Genomic DNA, 17,886 nt, shown 5'->3' with positions numbered 1-17,886 from the left:
TTGGCGGTTGATGCTGTACGGGGTAGTCGGTGCTGACTTTGTTTGCTGCGCCTCCGTACTCTTATGCACCCAGATACAGGCGCTTGATGTCGGAATGGTCGAGCAGCTCGCGCGAAACGCCTTCCAGCTCGATACGGCCGGTGGCGAGGATGTAGGCGTAGCGCGAGATCATCAGCGCCATGCGGCTGTTCTGTTCGACCAGCATGATGGTGACGCCTTCATCCTTGTTGATTTCCAGAATTGTGCGGGCAATCAGGCGGATGAATTGCGGCGCAATGCCCAGCGATGGCTCATCCAGCAACAGCAGCCGTGGTCGCGCCATGAGTGCGCGACCGATGGCGACCATCTGCTGTTCGCCGCCGGACAGGCTTGATGCCTGCTGGCTGAAGCGTTCCTTCAGACGCGGAAAGCGTGTCAGCACCTTGTCCAGATCGGCGGCGATGCCGCCTTTGTCCGAACGCGTATACGCCCCCATCAGCAGGTTGTCCTTGATCGACATGAAAGGGAAAACGTGGCGGCCTTCCGGCACCATCGCCACGCCTTGTTCAACCAGCTTGTGCGCCGAGGTGCCGGTGACATTGCTGCCATTGAGCAGCACCTGGCCACCGCATACCGGCGACAGGCCGGTCACGGCGCGCAGAGTCGACGATTTGCCGGCGCCATTGGCGCCGATCAGCGCCACCACGCTGCCCTGGTCGACGCGCAGGCTGACGTCCTGCAGCGCACGCACGTGCCCGTAGTTCAGCGAAACATTTTGCAGTTGCAGATGGGGAACAGCGCTGGTGGCTTGCCCGGCTGTAGCGGTGGATTCCAGTATCGCGTTCATAGACCGATATCCTCGTCTTCCTTGCCCAGATAGGCTTCGATTACCTGTTCGTTGTTACGGATTTGTTCCGGGCTGCCTTCGGCGATTTTCTTGCCGAAGTAGAGTACGTGGATATGGTCGGAAATTTTCATCACGGCTTTCATGTCGTGTTCGACCAGCAGGATGGAAACACCGCTGGCGGCGATCTTGCGCGTCAGCTCGACGGCACGGTCGGTTTCGTCGGGATTGAGTCCGGCGTAGGGTTCGTCGAGCAATAGCACTTTGGGGCTTGCTGCCATGCCCATGGCGATGCCGAGCAGGCGCAGGTAACCATGCGGCAGTGTCTTGGCGACGCTGTTGGCGACGCCGTCGAGATCGAGGAAGCGGAGGATTTCCAGTGCATCGGCGCGCATGCGATCTTCATCGCGGCGCGCCGATGCGGTGTTGGCGAATACCTGAAAATCATTGGCGCTGCGCGAGAGCTGGCGTGCCAATGCGACGTGTTCCAGTGCGGTCAGCTCGGGGAAGATGGTGGTTTCCTGGAAGGTACGCACCAGTCCACGGGCCGAAATCTTGTGCGGATTCAGTCCGGTGATGTCTTCACCGAACAGGCGCACCTTGCCGGTGGTCGGCGTGCAGAAACCCGCCAGCATTTTGAAGAAAGTACTCTTGCCCGCGCCGTTGGGGCCAATCACGGAGGTAACCTTGCCGGTCTCGGTGCCGAGCGAGAGCGAGATATCGTCGTTGGCCAGCAGGCCGCCGAAGCGTTTGCTCAGACCGCTGGCTTGCAGGATGACACGTTTGTCCGGGGGCGGTGTCACCGAAGGGCTGACCGGGTTCATGGATGCACTCATTTCGCTTCTCCTTTGCGGAATGGCCGCGAGAACGAGAAGCTGCGCAGCGCCATCAATCCATTTGGCAGCGTCAGCATGACTACGATCATCAGTACGCCGTAGATCAGCGATTGGTATTGCTGGAAGTCTTGCAAGAGTTCAAACAGGATGGTCAGCGCAAACGCACCGATCATCGCGCCGCTGACATATTCCAGTCCGCCGAGGAAACAGAACAGCATGTAGTAAATACTGTGTTCGACCGTGAAGCTTTGCGGATACACGCTCTGCGTGAACACGGAAAAATAGCTGCCGCCCAGTCCGCCCAGCGCACACGCAATGGAGAAGGCCATGATGCGATAACGCCATACGTTGACGCCGAAGCTCTCCGCCAGATCTTCGTTCAGCCGCATGGCGCGGAAGATACCGCCCAGACGCGAATAATGCACGCGCCACACCACGCCCAGTGCAATCGCCAGCAGGGCAATGCCCAGGTAATACAGCGGCAACGCAGAGTCGCCCGAGAACGGTTGAGGCAAGCCTGTGATGCCTTTGGAGCCTTGCGTCAGATCGCCGCCGTTGAGGAAGGCGAGACGAATCGCTTCCGTCAGACAGATCGTCAGCATCGAGAAGTAGATGCCCTTGAGCTTGAGGATGACGCTGCCGATCAGCGCGCCGCACAGGGCCGACGCAAGGCAGGACAGCGGCAGCGCGATCCAGAAGCTGAGTCCGGCTTTGGCAATCAGAATGGCCGTGACATAGCCGCCGATCAAGGCGAAACCTGCCTGGCAGATATTGATGCGGCCGATGCAAAAGGTCAGCCACACGCCGCTGGCAATGACGGCTACACCGGCGCAATTCATCAGCACCGACATCAGATAGCGCGAGTGGCCGATGCCGAGCGGCAGCACGACCAGCACGCCGAGTATCAGCAGGATCACCGAGAAGTCGCGGCGTTTGTCGAGTTTCATGGAGCCTCGTGAAAGCAAAGAAGTGAGCGGCGAATTGAGAGATGCAGTCATGATCAGCCCCAGGGTTTGCCGAACAGGCCGTTCGGTTTGAAGATCAGGAACACGATCATGGCCACAAAGATCAGCAGGTACGTCATGCTGCTCGGCAGCAGGTCGTAACCGATCGCTTCCGCCATGCCGAGCACGAAGCCGCCGACGATAGCGCCCGAGGTGACGCCGGCGCCGCCGATCATGATCATGATGAAGGCCTTGGTCGAGATGTTGGTGCCGACGCCGGCGTTGACGCCGTACAGCGTCACCAGCAGGCCGCCGGCGATACCGGCCAGCGCCGCACCGATGGCGAAGCCCAGCGTGGTGATGAACTTGACGTTGACGCCTTGCAGCAGCGCCGCTTCTTTGTCTTGCGCCACGGCGCGCAGGGCGCGGCCGGGTTTGGTGTATTGCACGAATAGCAGCAGCGCGACGATGAAGCCGATCGAAATCACGGCGACCGCGAGATTCGAATAGGGCAGATACGCATCGCCGTCGTTGAGGATCAGCACGCCGTCGATCAGCGTCGGCACGCCACGCTGCTTTTCGCCGAACAGCGAGAGCGCGACGTTTTCCAGCAGCAGCGCGGTGCCGACCGCCATGAGCATGCTGCTTTCTTCACGCTTGGAGCTCGCCAGCACCGGCTGGAACAGGAATCGGTTGAACGCCATGCCGATCACACCCAGCGTCGCGCCCGCCAGCAGCAGCGCCAGCCAGAACGGGAAGCCGAATTGTCCGTACAGGTAGTACATGACGAAGCCGCCCAGCATGTACATCTGGCCGTGGGCGAAATTAACCACGCGCATGATGCTGAAGACCATGGTCAGTCCCAGCGCAATGAGCGCATAGGCCGATCCGAGGATGAGTCCGTTGATGAGAATTTGCAGCATGTCGGTTGATGAATCCTCTGTTGTTGCGTCAATTTCAGGGTATTGCCCACACCAGAAGGGAGGCCGGTGCGGGCAATGGGTGAAGCAGACTATTTTTACAGCCAACCTGCTCATGGTCTCGTTGCAAGACCCTGAACAGGTTGTTGTTACTTACTACTTTTACTACCTACTGCCTTGCTTCTACTAAACCCGCCGCACGCGGGACAACGTGTGGCGGGGCACAACAACGCGCGTTACGACTGCATGTTCAGTTCGCGACCTGGCCGACGTAGACTGCTTCGAAGCCGCCGCCCTTATAGGCGTTGACCACCAGCGGTACGCCAACCTGCGATTGACGGCCGAAGTCTTTCTTGCCGACGAATTGCAGTGTGGTCTTGTCCTTCACGAAAGGATTGGTCATCTTGAACGACGGCATCTCCTTGCGGAATTGCTCGACGTCGGTCAATGCTTTTGGATTCTTTTGCAGCACGGCCAGGATCAGTTCCAGCGCATAAGCTTTGGTGCCGGCTTCGTCATTCCATTCGCCGACGCGCTTCTTGTAGACCTCGACGAATTGCTTCATGTAGTCGGACTGGATCGCGGGTGTCGATGCGCCGCCGACGGAGAGGAAGCCCGCCGCTTTTTCACCGGCGACCTGTTCCAGGATCTTGGCGTCTTGTCCTGTTTCAGTGGACAGCTGGCCCTTGAAGCCGAGGTCGCGTGCGGCCTTGATCAGCAGCGGCGCGTCCGACGGCGCCACGCCCGACAGCACGATGGCGTCAGGTTTGGCGCGTACCAGCTTGGACATGATCGGCATGAAGTCGGTGGTGCCGGGTTCGTAGCTTTCCTTGTCGGCCAGTACCTTCAGGCCCAGGCTCTTGGCCGCAGCCACGCCTTCTTCCTGCTGGTTCTTGGCGTCGGACTCGTTACGTGCGACGAAGGAAATGCTCTTCACGCCTTTCTTGTCCATCAGGTATTTGTAGACCACCGGACCTACCTGATACGACGCCACCATGCCAAGCACCGAAGCGTTGGCCGGTGCGGTGTACAGCTCCTTGGAGAAGGCGTATGGGAAGTTCATTGCCTTGGCGCGTTCCATCACCGGTTTGACGGCGATGGCGGTGGTGTCGATGTTCGGTCCGATGATGTACTTGATGCCGTCGCTGGCGAGTTTCTCTGCGTTGGAGATGGAGATCTTCGGATCATTCTTGTCGTCGAGCGCGACGATTTCGATCTTGTACTTCTTGCCGCCGATATCGACGCCGCCTTTGGCGTTATACATTTCGGCCGTGGTCTCTGCGCAGTATTTGTTGACCAGGCCCCACGATGCGGCAGCGCCGGACATCACGCCGTTGACGCCGATCTTCAGGACGTTGTCGGCGGCGTGCGCCGCCGGTACCGCGGCGAACATGGCCAGCGTCAATGCGGCCAGGGTTTTCAAGGACATGCGTTTGTTCATCATTACTCCCGTTTGAAAAATGGAAAACAGAAAAGTCGATTCAAAAATTGTCAGATAAAAATTCAGTGACAGGTCAAGCAAGGATCACGCCGTGCAGCTTCTTATCTGCGTGTGCGTTATGTGTACTGGCTTTGATCAGAACGTGTGACGGATACCCAGCGCCAGTGCCGTCTGATGCTGATTGGCGTAACCGCCGCCGATGGCTGTCGAATTGGTGCTGATCAGCGATTCGGTGGCGCCGTCGCCATTGCTCAGGTAGGCGAGGTTGGCGATCAGGCTGGTGCGCTTGGACAAGCTGTAGATGCCGAGCAGGCGGTAGACCTTGGTGTTGTTGGAGAGCGTGGTGTTCTTGCGATAGATCACATCGGCCGAACCGGTGAACGCAGGCGTAAAGGTATAGTCGACACCGGCTTCCACTGCATAGGCTTTGCGTGCGGTCGACAGCGATGGAATCGACTGGAACGAGCCGGGGCCGGAGATATCGCTGCGTGCGGCGCCAAGACGCAATTTCAGTGCGTTGATAGTGTAGCTGGCGCCGAGCGTGGTCAGCTTCAACACGTTGCCGGTGTTGGTGAGGCCGACGGTAGCGTCCTGTTCGCGGTCAAAAGTGATGCCGACGAAAAACGGGCCTTGCGCATACTTCGCGGCGATGTTGTAGACCTGCCCGGTGCGCAGGCTGCCTGCCGCTTCGCCGAAGCCGTACATCACGCCACCCTGGAAGCCGCCGATTTCAGGGGAGACGTATTTGATGGTGTTGTTATAGATTTCGCTGACGGCATCGAACTCGGAGAACTTGAAGATCGCGCCGGAGTTGTAGCCGCCCTTGAACACACTACCCACCAGCCAGTCGTCGTTGAAGTTCCATTGCTTGCCGACGGTCAGTGCGCCGGACGAGCTTTCCAGACCGACCAGCGAATTGCGCGAGAACAGCTGGCCGCTTGCCGATTGCGAACCGTTGGTCGGATTGAAGCCGGCCTGCAGGTTGAACACCGCATTGAGACCGCCGCCGAGATCTTCCTTGCCGCGAAAGCCCACGTTGGATACGCCCAGGATGCTGTTGAGCATGCCGACCTTGTTTTGCGAACCATTGCCGGCGTTGCTGGTATAGCCGAAGCCGGTGTCGATGACGCCGGAGACGGTGACGCTCGATTGTGCACAGGCGACGCCGCTTGCGCCCAGTGCGAGGATGGCTGCTGCCCCGAGTTTGTTGAAAGTGCTCATGTTTTCCTTCTTGTCTTGATTGATGTTTTCAATAGGTTTGCCATATAGGCCCGGCCCCGACTCCCTGCCGGACCAGCTTTTCACGCGTTGTCACGAGGATTGCTGAGGTACATGTATTACGCACTGCTGTCTGCCGTGCCGGCTGATGTGAACTGCCTGGCATCAGCAAGTCTTGTTCAGATGAATACAATTTCAATTAGGATTGTGCACAATCTTGGAATTTTGAATAAGCGAAAAGCGTGCCAGAGTGAGCTGATAGTGTGCTTGAAGTGGTAGAAGTGGCCTTGTATCAAGGCTTTCGGCGGCTCTCTCGGAGCCTGCTATGGGACGTCATGCGCGGGAGTATGGCGAGTAAATCCTGTCGGAAGGCTGACAAGGTGTCTGTTTGTGCACCTTCTTATTACGATTGTGCACAATTTGGGAGCTGCGTTCAGTTTTTGGTGCGGGCGGCGAGGTGCGTTATGGATGCTATTGGCGCTGCGCCTTTGATGTCCGGCTGCAGCGCGATGCAAGGTCATCTCGGGAGTGCGCTTGTCTCGTGCAGGTCCGAGGCGAAGCACTTATACTGTGAACATATGTACAAATATTTTCTACGATTTATGCATCGATTGAGCACAATGGGTTGTCTCTCCATCGCCCGCGGGAAGGCGAAATGAGCGAAGTCAAAGCGGAAAAAGGCAAGGACTTGAATAAGGACTTGAGTAACGACGCCATCGACGCCCGTATATATATGGCGATCATCGACGCGATCCTTGACCACAAGCTTCCACCCGGCACGCGCCTGGTCGAAGCACCTTTGTGCGAGGCCTTTGGCGTGACGCGCGGGACATTGCGGCGGGTGTTCGTCAAGCTTGCGCATGAGCGCGTCATTGAGCTGCAGCCCAATCGTGGCGCCATCATCGCCCTGCATGACATTGGCGAAGCGCGCGAAGTTTTTGAGGCGCGCGTGATCCTGGAGGTTGGTTCCGTCAAAGGCCTTGCGGCAAAGCCCGGTAATAAGAGCAAGGCCTTTGCCGAGCTGCGCGAGATGATCAAGAAAGAGCATGCCTTGCGCGAAGATGGCAACTGGCGCGACTGGATCCGCCTTTCCGGTGAATTTCATATCAAGCTGGCCGAAGTGAATCAGAACGATATCGTCAGCGGTTATCTCCGTACGCTGATCGCACGTACTTCCTTGCTGATCGGTCTTTATGAGACGCCCAAGCGCAATAGCTGCTCGGCTGACGAGCATATCGGCATTCTGGATGCGATCGAGAAAGGGGAACCTGCATTGGCGGCACGCCTGATGGAGCACCATCTCGGCGAATATGCGCTGGGGTTGCTGGCAGAGCCGACGCAGGCGGTGGAGATCGACTTTGGCAAGTTGTTCGCGCCGGTGCGCTGAAACACGTCGGCTGTCTATTTCTTGGCGGCAGCTTTGTTGTCATTGCGGCATCAGCTGGAAAGAGGGTTAGCAGATTTTGCTAACCCTTTGTTTTTTCATCGACGTTCTTATGGGTAGGTGATCTGAGTTTTTGGGATCACAGCGCCGCATCTTGGTTTTTCTGGTAAATCCATTCCTGACAGCAAGCTTTCATTCCGCCTGTCAACTTTTCAACATGCCGAAATGTAGTTTTAAAACTAAGCTTAAGTAGCAAAGCTACTTGTAACATTAGTACACATATTATTAGCGGTCATAGGAAAAGAGTGTTGTAATTCGCATTAAATCTAATGAAATACTGTAGTTGAGGTAAAAAAGTGATGAAAATAAAAATTCTAATGTGTAGAATTAAATAAAATTTTTAGTAAAACTACATAAAATGTAGAGAGGCAAAAAGAAGTGCAGACCGTCACATGGTCGTACGGAAACAATGCCCATAAAAAAGAATTCGGGTGCAATGCTCGAAAAATAGTGGAAGTCCCACAAGCAAATTTAGGAGATGAAATGAAAAAAGCTTCAAAAGTCGCATTCATTGCGAAGCCACTCGCTGTTGCAGCCGTTCTGGCATGCGCATCCGCTGCCGTTCAGGCGCAGACCAATGTGACTATTTACGGTCGTATTGATGCCGGCATCAACTACCAAAGCAACCAGGCAGGCGCTAACGGCAGCCGTGGCAGCAAATGGGGTGTTGACGGCAACGAATGGGGCACCAGCATGTTCGGCTTCAAGGGTAATGAAGATCTGGGCGGCGGTCTGAAGGCACTGTTTACACTGGAAAGCGGTTTTGACGCTTCTACAGGTAACGTCAACGGCGGCAGCGGTCTGTGGACACGTCGTTCCTTCGTCGGTTTGAGCGGCGCTGCCGGTACCCTGAAAATGGGTAAGGATCTGGCATTGCAAAGCGATCCGATCTGGGCACTCGATCCAACCGGCCAACAGGCTTTGAGTACAGCGACGCTGGTCAAGCAACGCAATTGGCCGCAAACGAGCAACATGGTCAGCTATGAAACACCGAATTTCGGCGGCTTCACAGCAACCGTGATGCATGGCTTCGGTGAGGTCGCAGGTTCGTTCACCAAGGGCCAATTGAAAGCCGACGGCACCAACAATAACAACGGCAGCCGCGACGGCATCTCGCTGGCGTTTGTGCAACCAAACTACGAACTGCGCGCGATCTATGACGTGCAACGTGACTCGAACGGCACATACGACGACCTGTACAACAACTCGAAAGAGTTGACACTGGGCGGCACCGTGACCATCGACAAGTTGAAACTGTTCGCCGGTTATGAAAACCTGCGTGCGCCAGCTGCACTGGCCGGCAATCCGGATCGTGCCAACCACTTCTGGCTGGGCGCGAACTACCAGATCACACCTGCTCTGACACTGATCGGCGCGGCCTACCACGTGAACGTCAACGCTGGCGTTGGCAAGGCGAACCTGTTCGTCATCGGCGGCAACTACAGCCTGTCCAAGCGCACTCTGCTGTACGCGACCGTCGGTACCGTTCGTAACGGCGCCAACTCCGACTTCGCGGTCGAGTATGGCACTGGCGGTATCAAGGGGCAAAACCAGAACGCGTTCTACACTGGTATCAGCCACTCGTTCTAATTGTTCTGACGTAAGACAAGCCCGGGGTCCTGTGACCCCGGCACCGTCCACGCGGGCATGATTCTGTCGTTAATAGTCGCGGCAGGGGCATCCTGCGCGGGTCTGCAGCAAACGTGCTGTACTTTAGTCGGGCGGCACACGTAACGCAGAGTAGTCGTAGGTGTAGTGACATCCTGAGGAACTCCCCCTCTTGGCCCGTTCGATGTTGAGCGGGCTTTTTTATGCCCGCTGCAATTTCGTCATGTCACTCTCGTTATTGTTATTGCGCAGTCAGTCTATAGCGAGCCTGTTGCGGAGCGCATCGAAAGATGCCGTCCACTCGTTGCGCCAGTGCTTGCGCTGATCGTCGCTGATCCAGGCAGCATCGAGACCGTTGAGCATGAAGTTGCGCATGTCATCCACGCCAAAACCGAATTCCGTCATCATCAGCCAGGCCCGCGTCGGCGTGACCAGATGCAGCGTCGGATCATCCGTGTTGGGATGTACGCGCACGCCGGCATTGACCATGGCGCGAATCGGATGATCCTGCGCCCAGCGCTCTGGCGGCAGGGTGCGCAAGTAGTAGGAGTTGGTCGGCACCACGGTGAAGATCATGTCTTTGGCGATGCATTCTTGCATGTACGCCGGATTATCAACGATGGTGTAGCCATGATCGATACGATCAACCTTCAGTTGCTCGATCGCGGTTTGCACGTTGACCCAGGGCATGCCGAATTCGCCGGCGTGCGCGGTTGTTCTGAAGCCGAAAGCCCGCGCATCGCGATAAGCCTGCAGGAACAACTCCGGCGGGCGATCGTTCTCACGATAATCCATGCCGATACCGATGACTTCCGGCTGGCGATGTTCAGCCATCCATCGCACCATGGCGACGGCTTCCATCGGATCGGCTTCGCGATCGATGCTGGGGATCAGGCGGCCGATCACGCCGAAGTCGCGTTGCGCTTCGCGAATCGCCAGCACGATCGCTGCCTGCGCCGAAGCGTAGCTGATACCGGACACACGCACCGTGCCGGTCGGGTTCCAGAAAAATTCGGTATAGAGCACGCCGTGGCTGTGCAGGTCTTCCAGATATTCGTAGGTGATGCGATGCAGGTCGGTCGGGCCTTGAATCAGATGCGCATCCAGCGCGCGCAATACGCGCAGCACGCCGACCGGCTTTTCGCCGCGGGTGTAGAAGGCATCGATTTCTTCGCGCGACACGCGATTGCCTGATTTCTCCGACAAGTCGATGAAGGTTTGTCTGCGCACCGCACCGAACAGATGGCAATGCAATTCCATCTTCGGCATGGCGCGCACGAATTGTTCCAGGCTCAGCGGCGCTGCATCGTTGCTATGCATGCTGCGCTCCCTGAATGGCAAAAATCACGGAGGGCGTGGCGATGACGGATGAATCAACTGCTTTCATAAAACCTGAATCCATTCTGTTCTGCTGCTGTTTTCTGTTGTGGAATGTGCGCTATGACAGCGTGCCCAGCAATTCCTGCATCATGCATTCCATGGCACGCGGGCCGTCGACGGTCATGGCGACTTCGGTATTGGCCTCTGCACGGCGCGGCACGCGGAATTCGCATACCGTCATGCCGCGTGTGAGACGGCCTTGCACTTCAATATCCACGCGCGCAGGCTTGAAGGAAAACAGCTCCGGCCGGCGCAGGTAGATCGCCACCGCCGGGTCATACATCGGCATCGGCACCGAACCATCTGCGCTGCGAATGCGCAGATAGGCCTCGAAGTATCCCGCCAGCCATTTGGCGCGCGGCGTGCCGAGTGCGCGTACTTGCTGCACTTCGGCCGATGTCACCAGCAGCTGGCGGCACAAATTCAGGCCGAACATGCGCAGAGGAATACCGGCATTGAAGACGATATCGGCTGCTTCCGGATCGGCAAAGATGTTGAATTCTGCGGCCGCAGTGTGATTGCCCTGGTCGGCTGAACCGCCCATGAGGATGATTTCTTTGATTTGCGCAGCGATATCCGGTGCGCGTCGCAAGGCGGTGGCGATATTGGTCATCGGCGCGATGCACATCAGCGTCAGCTCGCCCGGATGTTTGCGTATCGCTTCAATCAGCGCATCGACGGCATGTGGCAGCGGGCTGCGCTGCTCGCGCGCTTCCTGTTCTGCTTCCGACTGGCGGATGTCGACGGTCGGCAAAGGCTCGCCGGTGGTTGCCATGCCCTCGGTGCCGAGGATGCATTGTGCGGTTTCCTGCGCACCTGCCAGCGGCGCATCGCAGCCGGGATAGACGGGCACGTCGAGGTGATAGTGCTTCTTGATGCGCAAGGCATTGTCGTAGGTGGTCGCCAGCGGTGCGTTGCCGGCCACGACGGAGACGCCCAGCCATTGCACGTCGAGATTGGCCGACAGCATCAGCATCGCGAGCCAGTCGTCGAAGCCGGGATCGGTATCCAGCCAGATTTTTTGCATGTTGTGTTCTTTCTTGCGTGTGCTTTTTACTTCTCTGTTCTTGTTCTGTATTTTTGTTGCTTTAGGTCGGCAAAAACAAGGCGCTGTCCGACGGCAGATCGAACGAGACAGTGTCTCCTTCGCGCCAGGTCGCAAAGCGCGCTTCGGCAAAACCTTTGACCTCGCCGAGCGGGGTTTTCAACAGATATTCCACCGCATCGCCCAGAAAGCCGCGCGACAAGACGGTGCCGCTGTAGGTGCCGATGCCGACGATCACGCGCTCCGGGCGCCAGCCGATGCAGGCGGTGCCGGCAGGCACGGTCGCGTTGAATGGAAGCTGCTGGCCGTTGCCTTGCAGATTGCCGTCGCGATAGTTGAAGATGTTTTCAAAGCCCATGAAGTTGGCGACGAAACGTGTACGCGGCTGGCGGAACAGATTCTCGGGCGCATCCATTTGTTCAATCTTGCCGGCCTTCATCACGACGATACGATCCGACAGCGCCAGTGCTTCTTCCTGATCGTGGGTGACATACAGCATGGTAATGCCGAGCTCGCGCTGGATGCGGCGCAATTCTGCGCGCATCTGCACGCGCAGCTTGGCGTCAAGATTGGATAGCGGTTCGTCCAGCAACAGCAGTTTGGGTTCGATGACGATGGCGCGCGCCAGGGCAACGCGCTGCTGCTGGCCGCCCGACATCTGGGCCGGCAAGCGTGCTTCGAAACCGGCCAGGCCGACGGCGGCAATGACTTTTTCCACCTTCGCGCGCAGCGTCTTGTCGTCGACCTTGCGCAGGCGCAGGCCGAAGGCGACGTTGTCGAACACGTTCAGATGCGGGAACAAGGCATAGGACTGGAATACCATGCCGATGTTGCGCTTGTTGGGCGGCAGACGGCCGATGTCGCGGCCGTCCAGCGTGATGTTGCCGGCGCGCAGATCGATCAGGCCGGCGATGGCGCGCATGGTGGTGGTCTTGCCGCAACCGCTTGGGCCAAGCAGCGAAATCAGTTCGCCTTGTTCGACCGACAGATCCAGCTTTTCCACGGCGGCGTTGCTTTTGCCGTAACCCAGCGCCAGTTGGCGCAGTTCAAGATAACTCATCGTGCTCTCGCGTCTCACATGTATTTTGAAATGCCCAGTACCTTCTCGGTCACCAGCACAAAGGCCATGGTGAACAAGACCAGCAAGGTCGACAGGGCGGCGATCGAAGGATCGAAACTGTTTTCCATATGGCCCAGCATCTCGATCGGCAAGGTGCTGATGCCAGGACCGGTCAGGAACAGCGACACCGGCACCTGGTTGAACGAGGTGACAAAGGCCAGGAAGAAGGCAGCAATGACGGCGCTGCGGATATTCGGCAACACGATCAGGAAAAAGGTCTGCGAGCGCGAAGCGCCCAGCGTGATCGCAGCTTCTTCGATATCGACGCGCAGATTGACCAGGCTGGCGTACACCACGCGCACCGCATAAGGGGTGAGCAAGCCGATATGGCCGATCAGCAGGCCGAGGAATACCGGCGCATCCACCAGCAGCACAAAATGACGCAGCAGACCCAGCCCCACCAGCATCGCCGGAACGATCAGCGGCGAGGTCAAAATTTGTTTGATCGCGCCCATGCCCGGCGGTGGCATGCGCGACATGGCGTAGGCCACCGGCACGCCGAGCAGCAAGGCAACTACGGTCGCCAGCAAGCCGATCTCAAGGCTGGTCTGGAATGCGCGCTGAAATTCTTCCGCTGACAGCACTTCAAAGATCCAGCGCAGCGAATAGGATGTCGGCGGAAACGCCAGCGTTTCGCCGGCGCTGAAACCCGCCAGAAAGACGATGATGAACGGTCCCAGCAGGAACAGAAAAACCAGCCACAGGATGGCGCGGGAAAATAAACCTTCTTTCATGTCGAACTCCGGCTGGAAGAGATGCGTTTCAATCCGGCGTTGACGGCGAGCGTCATGGCAACCAGGATGACCGCGATCACATTGGCGGTGCCGAAATCACTTTCGACGCTGACTTTTTGATACAGCAGGGTTTCCAGCATCAACACCTTGGGGCCGCCCAGCAATGCCGGAGTGACATAGGCGGTGACGCAGCCGGTGAACACCAGCGTGCCGCCAACGATCAGGCCTTCCTGCGTCAAGGGCAGCGTGACGCGGGTAAATACCTGCCAGGCATTGGCGCCGAGTGTCGAGGCGGCCAGCGTGATGTCGCGCGAGAGATTTTCCATCGAGCTGACCAGTGACATCAGCATCAGCGGCAGCAGCAATTGCAGCAGACCGACGAAGACCGCCATTTCGCTGAACAGCAGCCGTTGCGGCTCATCGGCCAGGCCCAGCTGCAACAGGATGGAATTGATCGCACCGTTGCGGCCGAACAGCACGATCCAGGCGTAGGTGCGCGCAATCGGCGACACCATCAGCGGCAGAATCATCATGCCCAGTACCAGTCCGCGATAGCGCGGCGATACACGCACGATGGCTTGTGCCGCCGGATAGGACAGCAACGCCGAGAACAGCGTCACCAGCGCGGCAATGCGCAAGGTGCGCATGAAGACCTGGCGATTGAGCGGTTCTGAGAAGAAGGCGACGAAACGATCCACGCCCCAGTGCAATGCCGCACCGTCGACACTGTCCGGACCACCGACACGGAAGGCGTCCAGCAACAAGGCCAGCACCGGCAGCAGGAAGCAGACCACCGTGAAGATCAGGGCCGGCGTCACCAGCAGGATGCCTAAGCGTTTTTTATCATGTGCAACCATGTGTTGCGACTCCGTTTACTTGCTACTTGCTTGGTATGACAGATGCGCAAGCCCGGGATGGCGTCTTGCGATCCCGGGCGTTGAGTGAAGCCGTCAGGGCCTTATTTACTGATGCCCTTGTTCCATTGCTCCAGCCATGCCGAGCGATGCTTGAGCAAGGTTTCGGGTTTGACGAACTTGAGCGAGGCAATGTGCTCGCCGCCATAAGTGTTGAACTCGGCCTTGTCTTTCGGCAGCACGACCTGAGTGTTCACAGGCGAGTCGACCAGCTCCATCGCCAGTGCGGTCTGTACTTCTTTCGACAGCCAGAAATCCATCAGCTGGTAAGCCAGATCGGCGTTCTTGGATTTGTTGACGATACCCATCACGTTCATGCCGGCGGCCTGACCTTCGGCCGGGATGCTCCATTTCAGCGGCATGCCGGTCTTCATCAGTTGCGCCCAGGTGAAGCGCGCCACCGGTGCGGCCCAGATTTCATCCTGTGCAAACAGCGAAGACAACTGCGCGCTGTTCTTGGAGAAGGTCACCACGTTGTTCTTGATGGCCAGGATCTTTTGCATGCCGGTGCTGAAGTTTTCCGTCTTGCCGCCCCAGGCGATGTCAGCCATTTGCAGCGCCAGCGGGCCTTGCGTGGTGCTGACGTCGGGCAGCGCGATACGGCCCTTCATGTCGTCGCGCCACAGGTCTTTCCATGAGGTCAGCGACTTGATCTTGTCGGTGCGATACACCAGACCGACGGAATAAATGGTGTAACCAACCGCGTAGTTGCCGCCGATAGGGTTGCGTGCGAACGGATAGATCTGGCTGTAGTTCTTGAGCTTGCTGTAGTCGAGCGGCTGGATCAAGCCTTTGCGCGAGGCTTCCAGCATGCCGAAGTCCGACAACAACACCAGATCGACCACCGGATTGTCGCGACGTGCATCCAGCTTGGCGATACGGTCGGCGTTGTTGCCGGTTTCCACCACGATTTCACAGCCGCATTTTTCCTTGAACGGCGCATACACGTACTTGTTGAACAGCGGCTGTGCGATCGGGTAGGCGGACAATACCAGCGTCCGTTTCTCGGCATGGGCTGGGGAGACTGCCAGGGTGAGCAGGCCCGTACCGAGAAGGGCAAGCATGCCCGCCAAACTTGCTTTTTTCAAAATAGATTTCCTTTAGACATAATCAGATGCGATGCCTATTTTAGGCCTGTCCATGGGAAGACAGGCCTGGTACGACAATTTAGAATACGTGACGCATGCCCAGCATCAGAACACCTTGGTGCTTGTCGCTGGACGATGGGAAGCCGAAGATAGTGGCGTTCTTGGCGTCGCCGGCAGCGATCTGGTAGCTGTAGGTGATCGCTACGTCAGTGCGCTTGGACAGGAAGTAATCCGCCTGGAAGTTGACCTGATGCCACTTCGGATTGGTGTTGATGGTGTCGTACTTGCCGACGGTATAGAAGTAGGACGCGCCCAGATTCAGCGCCGGCGTCATGTGATGGACGAGGTTCAAGTCCAGGTTTTGCAGCGTCAGCTTGGTGTTGTCCAGGTAGTCATACTTGACGTTGCTGTACATCATGCCGAAATCGGTATTGCCCACAGTGTAAAAGCCGCCGGTGCCGAGGATGCGTTGCTTCTGTACGCCCGCAGTGCTGTGGACGGCGCTCTTGTTGAACAGCAGCAGCGAGCTGGCGTAGTCGTTGGACATCGCACCGTCAGGGCTCTGGGCGCTGTTGGGTGTATCCATCTGGGTGTAGGCAACAGCCCATTTGAAACGCTCGCTCTTGTAGCCGGAACCGATGCTCATGACGCGGTTGATGCTGGTATCGCCCGCCACTTCGCCGAAGCCGTACAGCGCGGTGACGTTGAAATTGTTGAAGGTCGGGCTGATGTACTTGACCGAATTCTGTGCGCGCAGGTTGTTGTAGCCGTTGTCGTTATCGCCGATGTGGACACCGTTACTGGCGATCACCACCGGGCCGAGGTAGTCCTTGACTGCTTCGTACTGGCGGCCCAGCGTCAGCGTGCCGAGGTCGTTGTTGCTCAGGCCGACATAGGACAGGCGACCGAACAGGCGGCCGTTTTGCGCTGTGCCGCCGGTCATCATGTTGAAGCCGTTTTCCAGATTGAAGATGGCTTTCGAGCCGCCGCCCAGGTCTTCCTGACCGCGGAAGCCGATGCGTGGATTCTGGTTGGTGCCGCTCAGGGCTTCCAGATTGTGCGGGCCGCCCTGATTGCTCAGATAGCCGATGCCGCCGGAGATCAAACCATAAATTTCCACCTTGCTTTGCGCTTGTGCTTGCGCACCTGCCAACAATGCCGGAATTGCCATTGTGCCGATCACCCATTGCTTCATCATCACCATCCCCCCGGAAATCGGGCGCAGAGCCCGAGAAAATAAAAAATACGTTTTAGGCGTTATGCCACCGGGATGCAGAATATGATAATTGGATAAATAATATAATTTGTTTATTTTTATAATTTCATAAATTTAACTTATAACCATCTTGTGCGCTTCTGCTAGGTATTCGGCATGTAGTGCTTACGGGGCGGGCGAAAGCGGGCCATTGCCATGATCAAGCTCAATAACAAGGTTACTCTGCGCCATCTTCAAGCGCTGGCAACGTTGGCTTCTACCAACAGTTTTAGCCGGGCGGCGGAAGAGCTATCCGTCACACAGCCGGCGCTCAGCGCCTCCATCAAGCAGTTGGAGAACCAGCTCGGCACCAAATTGTTCGACCGCACCACGCACCAGATCGGCCTGACTGCACAGGGCGCGGTGGTGCTGGAATACGCCAAACATCTGCTCAATACGGCCGCCAATACCTTCAACGATATCCAGCACGTGATCGGGACCGGGCGCCATCGCATCCGTATCGGCGCCATTCCTTCTGCCGTCACGCTGACCGCCGCCGTGATCGCGCGCTACAACGCGGCCCACGACGAGCATGTGGAAATCATGTTGTCGGATATGCCCAATGACGCACTGCTGGCGGCGCTGCATACCGGCAAGCTGGATTTTTGCGTCGGCATCAAACCGCCTGATCCGGATTCGGCGTCGCTCGATACCGTGACCTTGTTCGAGGATGAGTTGGTGCTGATCGTGTCGCGCGAGCATCCTTTGGCCGGCTCCAAGGAAGTGCACTGGCGTCAGATGGCGGGTGAGGAAATTGTCTTGTTCACCCAGGGCAGCGTGTGGGAGTTCGCCTCCGCGGCCTTGCTGCAGCATGGTTTGTCATCGTCCAAGCGCTATCACGTCGTGCACAGCGAGTCGTTGTACGGCGTGGTGCGTTCCGGCATTGCCATCGGCATCATGCCTAGCCTGTACACCAGCTACCTGCGCGACGATACGCTGCACGTCGCACCGCTGCGCTTTCCCACACTCAAGCGCAAGATCGTGCTGATGCGGCGTAATGAAGTCAGCCGCAGCGAATGGACCGATCACTGCTTCCGTGAGTTGCGCGACGATCTGAAGCAGGCGAATCACTGGTTCTGAGTTGCTGCTCTATATAAGAAGCGTACAAAGAAAAAC

Annotated in this window: 16 protein-coding genes; 3 read left to right on the top strand and 13 right to left on the bottom strand. The window is 57.5% G+C overall.

Annotated elements, in window-relative coordinates:
• Nucleotides 1–61: 61 nt before the first annotated feature.
• The 6 genes from hmeg3_RS19195 to hmeg3_RS19170 form a co-directional block, all read right to left on the bottom strand.
• Nucleotides 62–826 (bottom strand): ABC transporter ATP-binding protein, encoded by a 765-nt coding sequence (locus hmeg3_RS19195; RefSeq protein ID WP_094565148.1) that lies wholly within the window; start codon nt 824–826, stop codon nt 62–64.
• Nucleotides 823–1,659, bottom strand: a complete 837-nt coding sequence (locus hmeg3_RS19190) for an ABC transporter ATP-binding protein (RefSeq protein WP_094565147.1) — start codon at nt 1,657–1,659, stop codon at nt 823–825. The genes hmeg3_RS19195 and hmeg3_RS19190 overlap by 4 nt, the downstream gene beginning before the upstream one ends.
• Complete coding sequence (locus hmeg3_RS19185) at nt 1,656–2,606, bottom strand: branched-chain amino acid ABC transporter permease (protein WP_094565146.1); 951 nt, start codon at nt 2,604–2,606, stop codon at nt 1,656–1,658. The genes hmeg3_RS19190 and hmeg3_RS19185 overlap by 4 nt, the downstream gene beginning before the upstream one ends.
• Before the next feature lie 53 nt (nt 2,607–2,659).
• Nucleotides 2,660–3,526 (bottom strand): branched-chain amino acid ABC transporter permease, encoded by an 867-nt coding sequence (locus hmeg3_RS19180; protein ID WP_094565145.1) that lies wholly within the window; start codon nt 3,524–3,526, stop codon nt 2,660–2,662.
• 247 nt (nt 3,527–3,773) lie between these two features.
• Complete coding sequence (locus hmeg3_RS19175; protein ID WP_232511735.1) at nt 3,774–4,952, bottom strand: ABC transporter substrate-binding protein; 1,179 nt, start codon at nt 4,950–4,952, stop codon at nt 3,774–3,776.
• Between the two features lie 147 nt (nt 4,953–5,099).
• Nucleotides 5,100–6,185: a porin gene (locus tag hmeg3_RS19170; protein ID WP_094565144.1), complete on the bottom strand. Its 1,086-nt coding sequence runs from the start codon at nt 6,183–6,185 to the stop codon at nt 5,100–5,102.
• Nucleotides 6,186–6,837: 652 nt separating this feature from the next.
• Between hmeg3_RS19170 and hmeg3_RS19165 the strand changes: the two genes are divergently transcribed.
• Entirely contained in the window at nt 6,838–7,569 is a 732-nt protein-coding gene (locus hmeg3_RS19165; protein WP_094565143.1) for a GntR family transcriptional regulator, read from the top strand.
• Nucleotides 7,570–8,109: 540 nt separating this feature from the next.
• Nucleotides 8,110–9,216, top strand: coding sequence for a porin (locus tag hmeg3_RS19160; protein WP_094565142.1), 1,107 nt, complete (start codon nt 8,110–8,112; stop codon nt 9,214–9,216).
• A gap of 270 nt (nt 9,217–9,486) precedes the next feature.
• On the opposite strand, the gene hmeg3_RS19155 is transcribed toward hmeg3_RS19160, so the two are convergent.
• From hmeg3_RS19155 to hmeg3_RS19125, 7 genes are all read right to left on the bottom strand, one after another.
• Nucleotides 9,487–10,554, bottom strand: coding sequence for an adenosine deaminase (locus hmeg3_RS19155; protein WP_094565141.1), 1,068 nt, complete (start codon nt 10,552–10,554; stop codon nt 9,487–9,489).
• Nucleotides 10,555–10,672: 118 nt separating this feature from the next.
• Nucleotides 10,673–11,641: a nucleoside hydrolase gene (locus tag hmeg3_RS19150; RefSeq protein WP_094565140.1), complete on the bottom strand. Its 969-nt coding sequence runs from the start codon at nt 11,639–11,641 to the stop codon at nt 10,673–10,675.
• Nucleotides 11,642–11,702: 61 nt separating this feature from the next.
• The gene (locus hmeg3_RS19145; RefSeq protein ID WP_094565139.1) at nt 11,703–12,719 is read right to left on the bottom strand and encodes an ABC transporter ATP-binding protein; all 1,017 of its coding nucleotides are present in this window, start codon (nt 12,717–12,719) and stop codon (nt 11,703–11,705) included.
• Nucleotides 12,720–12,733: 14 nt separating this feature from the next.
• Complete coding sequence (locus hmeg3_RS19140) at nt 12,734–13,513, bottom strand: ABC transporter permease (protein ID WP_094565138.1); 780 nt, start codon at nt 13,511–13,513, stop codon at nt 12,734–12,736.
• Nucleotides 13,510–14,370: an ABC transporter permease gene (locus tag hmeg3_RS19135; RefSeq protein WP_094565137.1), complete on the bottom strand. Its 861-nt coding sequence runs from the start codon at nt 14,368–14,370 to the stop codon at nt 13,510–13,512. The genes hmeg3_RS19140 and hmeg3_RS19135 overlap by 4 nt, the downstream gene beginning before the upstream one ends.
• Nucleotides 14,371–14,471: 101 nt before the next feature.
• Nucleotides 14,472–15,491: an ABC transporter substrate-binding protein gene (locus tag hmeg3_RS19130; RefSeq protein WP_094566455.1), complete on the bottom strand. Its 1,020-nt coding sequence runs from the start codon at nt 15,489–15,491 to the stop codon at nt 14,472–14,474.
• Between the two features lie 103 nt (nt 15,492–15,594).
• Nucleotides 15,595–16,710 (bottom strand): porin, encoded by a 1,116-nt coding sequence (locus hmeg3_RS19125; protein ID WP_198361892.1) that lies wholly within the window; start codon nt 16,708–16,710, stop codon nt 15,595–15,597.
• A gap of 216 nt (nt 16,711–16,926) precedes the next feature.
• On the opposite strand from hmeg3_RS19125, the gene hmeg3_RS19120 reads away from it, so the two are divergent.
• A complete protein-coding gene (locus tag hmeg3_RS19120) occupies nt 16,927–17,850 on the top strand; it encodes a LysR family transcriptional regulator (RefSeq protein ID WP_094565136.1) in 924 nt (307 codons plus the stop codon).
• Nucleotides 17,851–17,886: the final 36 nt, after the last annotated feature.

It is taken from the genome of Herbaspirillum sp. meg3 (genome assembly GCF_002257565.1).
In the GTDB taxonomy this organism is placed as follows: domain Bacteria; phylum Pseudomonadota; class Gammaproteobacteria; order Burkholderiales; family Burkholderiaceae_D; genus Herbaspirillum.
Note: the sequence above shows the minus strand (reverse complement) of the source record. Positions and strands in the feature narration are given on the sequence as shown.

Excerpts from the sequence above, each read along its gene's own strand:
- hmeg3_RS19185 (WP_094565146.1), bottom strand. The coding sequence starts at position 2,606 with ATGAAACTCGACAAACGCCGCGACTTCTCGGTGATCCTGCTGATACTC.
- hmeg3_RS19195 (WP_094565148.1), bottom strand. The coding sequence starts at position 826 with ATGAACGCGATACTGGAATCCACCGCTACAGCCGGGCAAGCCACCAGC.
- hmeg3_RS19120 (WP_094565136.1), top strand. The coding sequence starts at position 16,927 with ATGATCAAGCTCAATAACAAGGTTACTCTGCGCCATCTTCAAGCGCTG.
- hmeg3_RS19180 (WP_094565145.1), bottom strand. The coding sequence starts at position 3,526 with ATGCTGCAAATTCTCATCAACGGACTCATCCTCGGATCGGCCTATGCG.
- hmeg3_RS19160 (WP_094565142.1), top strand. The coding sequence starts at position 8,110 with ATGAAAAAAGCTTCAAAAGTCGCATTCATTGCGAAGCCACTCGCTGTT.
- hmeg3_RS19145 (WP_094565139.1), bottom strand. The coding sequence starts at position 12,719 with ATGAGTTATCTTGAACTGCGCCAACTGGCGCTGGGTTACGGCAAAAGC.
- hmeg3_RS19150 (WP_094565140.1), bottom strand. The coding sequence starts at position 11,641 with ATGCAAAAAATCTGGCTGGATACCGATCCCGGCTTCGACGACTGGCTC.
- hmeg3_RS19170 (WP_094565144.1), bottom strand. The coding sequence starts at position 6,185 with ATGAGCACTTTCAACAAACTCGGGGCAGCAGCCATCCTCGCACTGGGC.
- hmeg3_RS19140 (WP_094565138.1), bottom strand. The coding sequence starts at position 13,513 with ATGAAAGAAGGTTTATTTTCCCGCGCCATCCTGTGGCTGGTTTTTCTG.
- hmeg3_RS19190 (WP_094565147.1), bottom strand. The coding sequence starts at position 1,659 with ATGAGTGCATCCATGAACCCGGTCAGCCCTTCGGTGACACCGCCCCCG.
- hmeg3_RS19165 (WP_094565143.1), top strand. The coding sequence starts at position 6,838 with ATGAGCGAAGTCAAAGCGGAAAAAGGCAAGGACTTGAATAAGGACTTG.
- hmeg3_RS19155 (WP_094565141.1), bottom strand. The coding sequence starts at position 10,554 with ATGCATAGCAACGATGCAGCGCCGCTGAGCCTGGAACAATTCGTGCGC.
- hmeg3_RS19175 (WP_232511735.1), bottom strand. The coding sequence starts at position 4,952 with ATGTCCTTGAAAACCCTGGCCGCATTGACGCTGGCCATGTTCGCCGCG.
- hmeg3_RS19135 (WP_094565137.1), bottom strand. The coding sequence starts at position 14,370 with ATGGTTGCACATGATAAAAAACGCTTAGGCATCCTGCTGGTGACGCCG.
- hmeg3_RS19130 (WP_094566455.1), bottom strand. The coding sequence starts at position 15,491 with ATGCTTGCCCTTCTCGGTACGGGCCTGCTCACCCTGGCAGTCTCCCCA.
- hmeg3_RS19125 (WP_198361892.1), bottom strand. The coding sequence starts at position 16,710 with ATGAAGCAATGGGTGATCGGCACAATGGCAATTCCGGCATTGTTGGCA.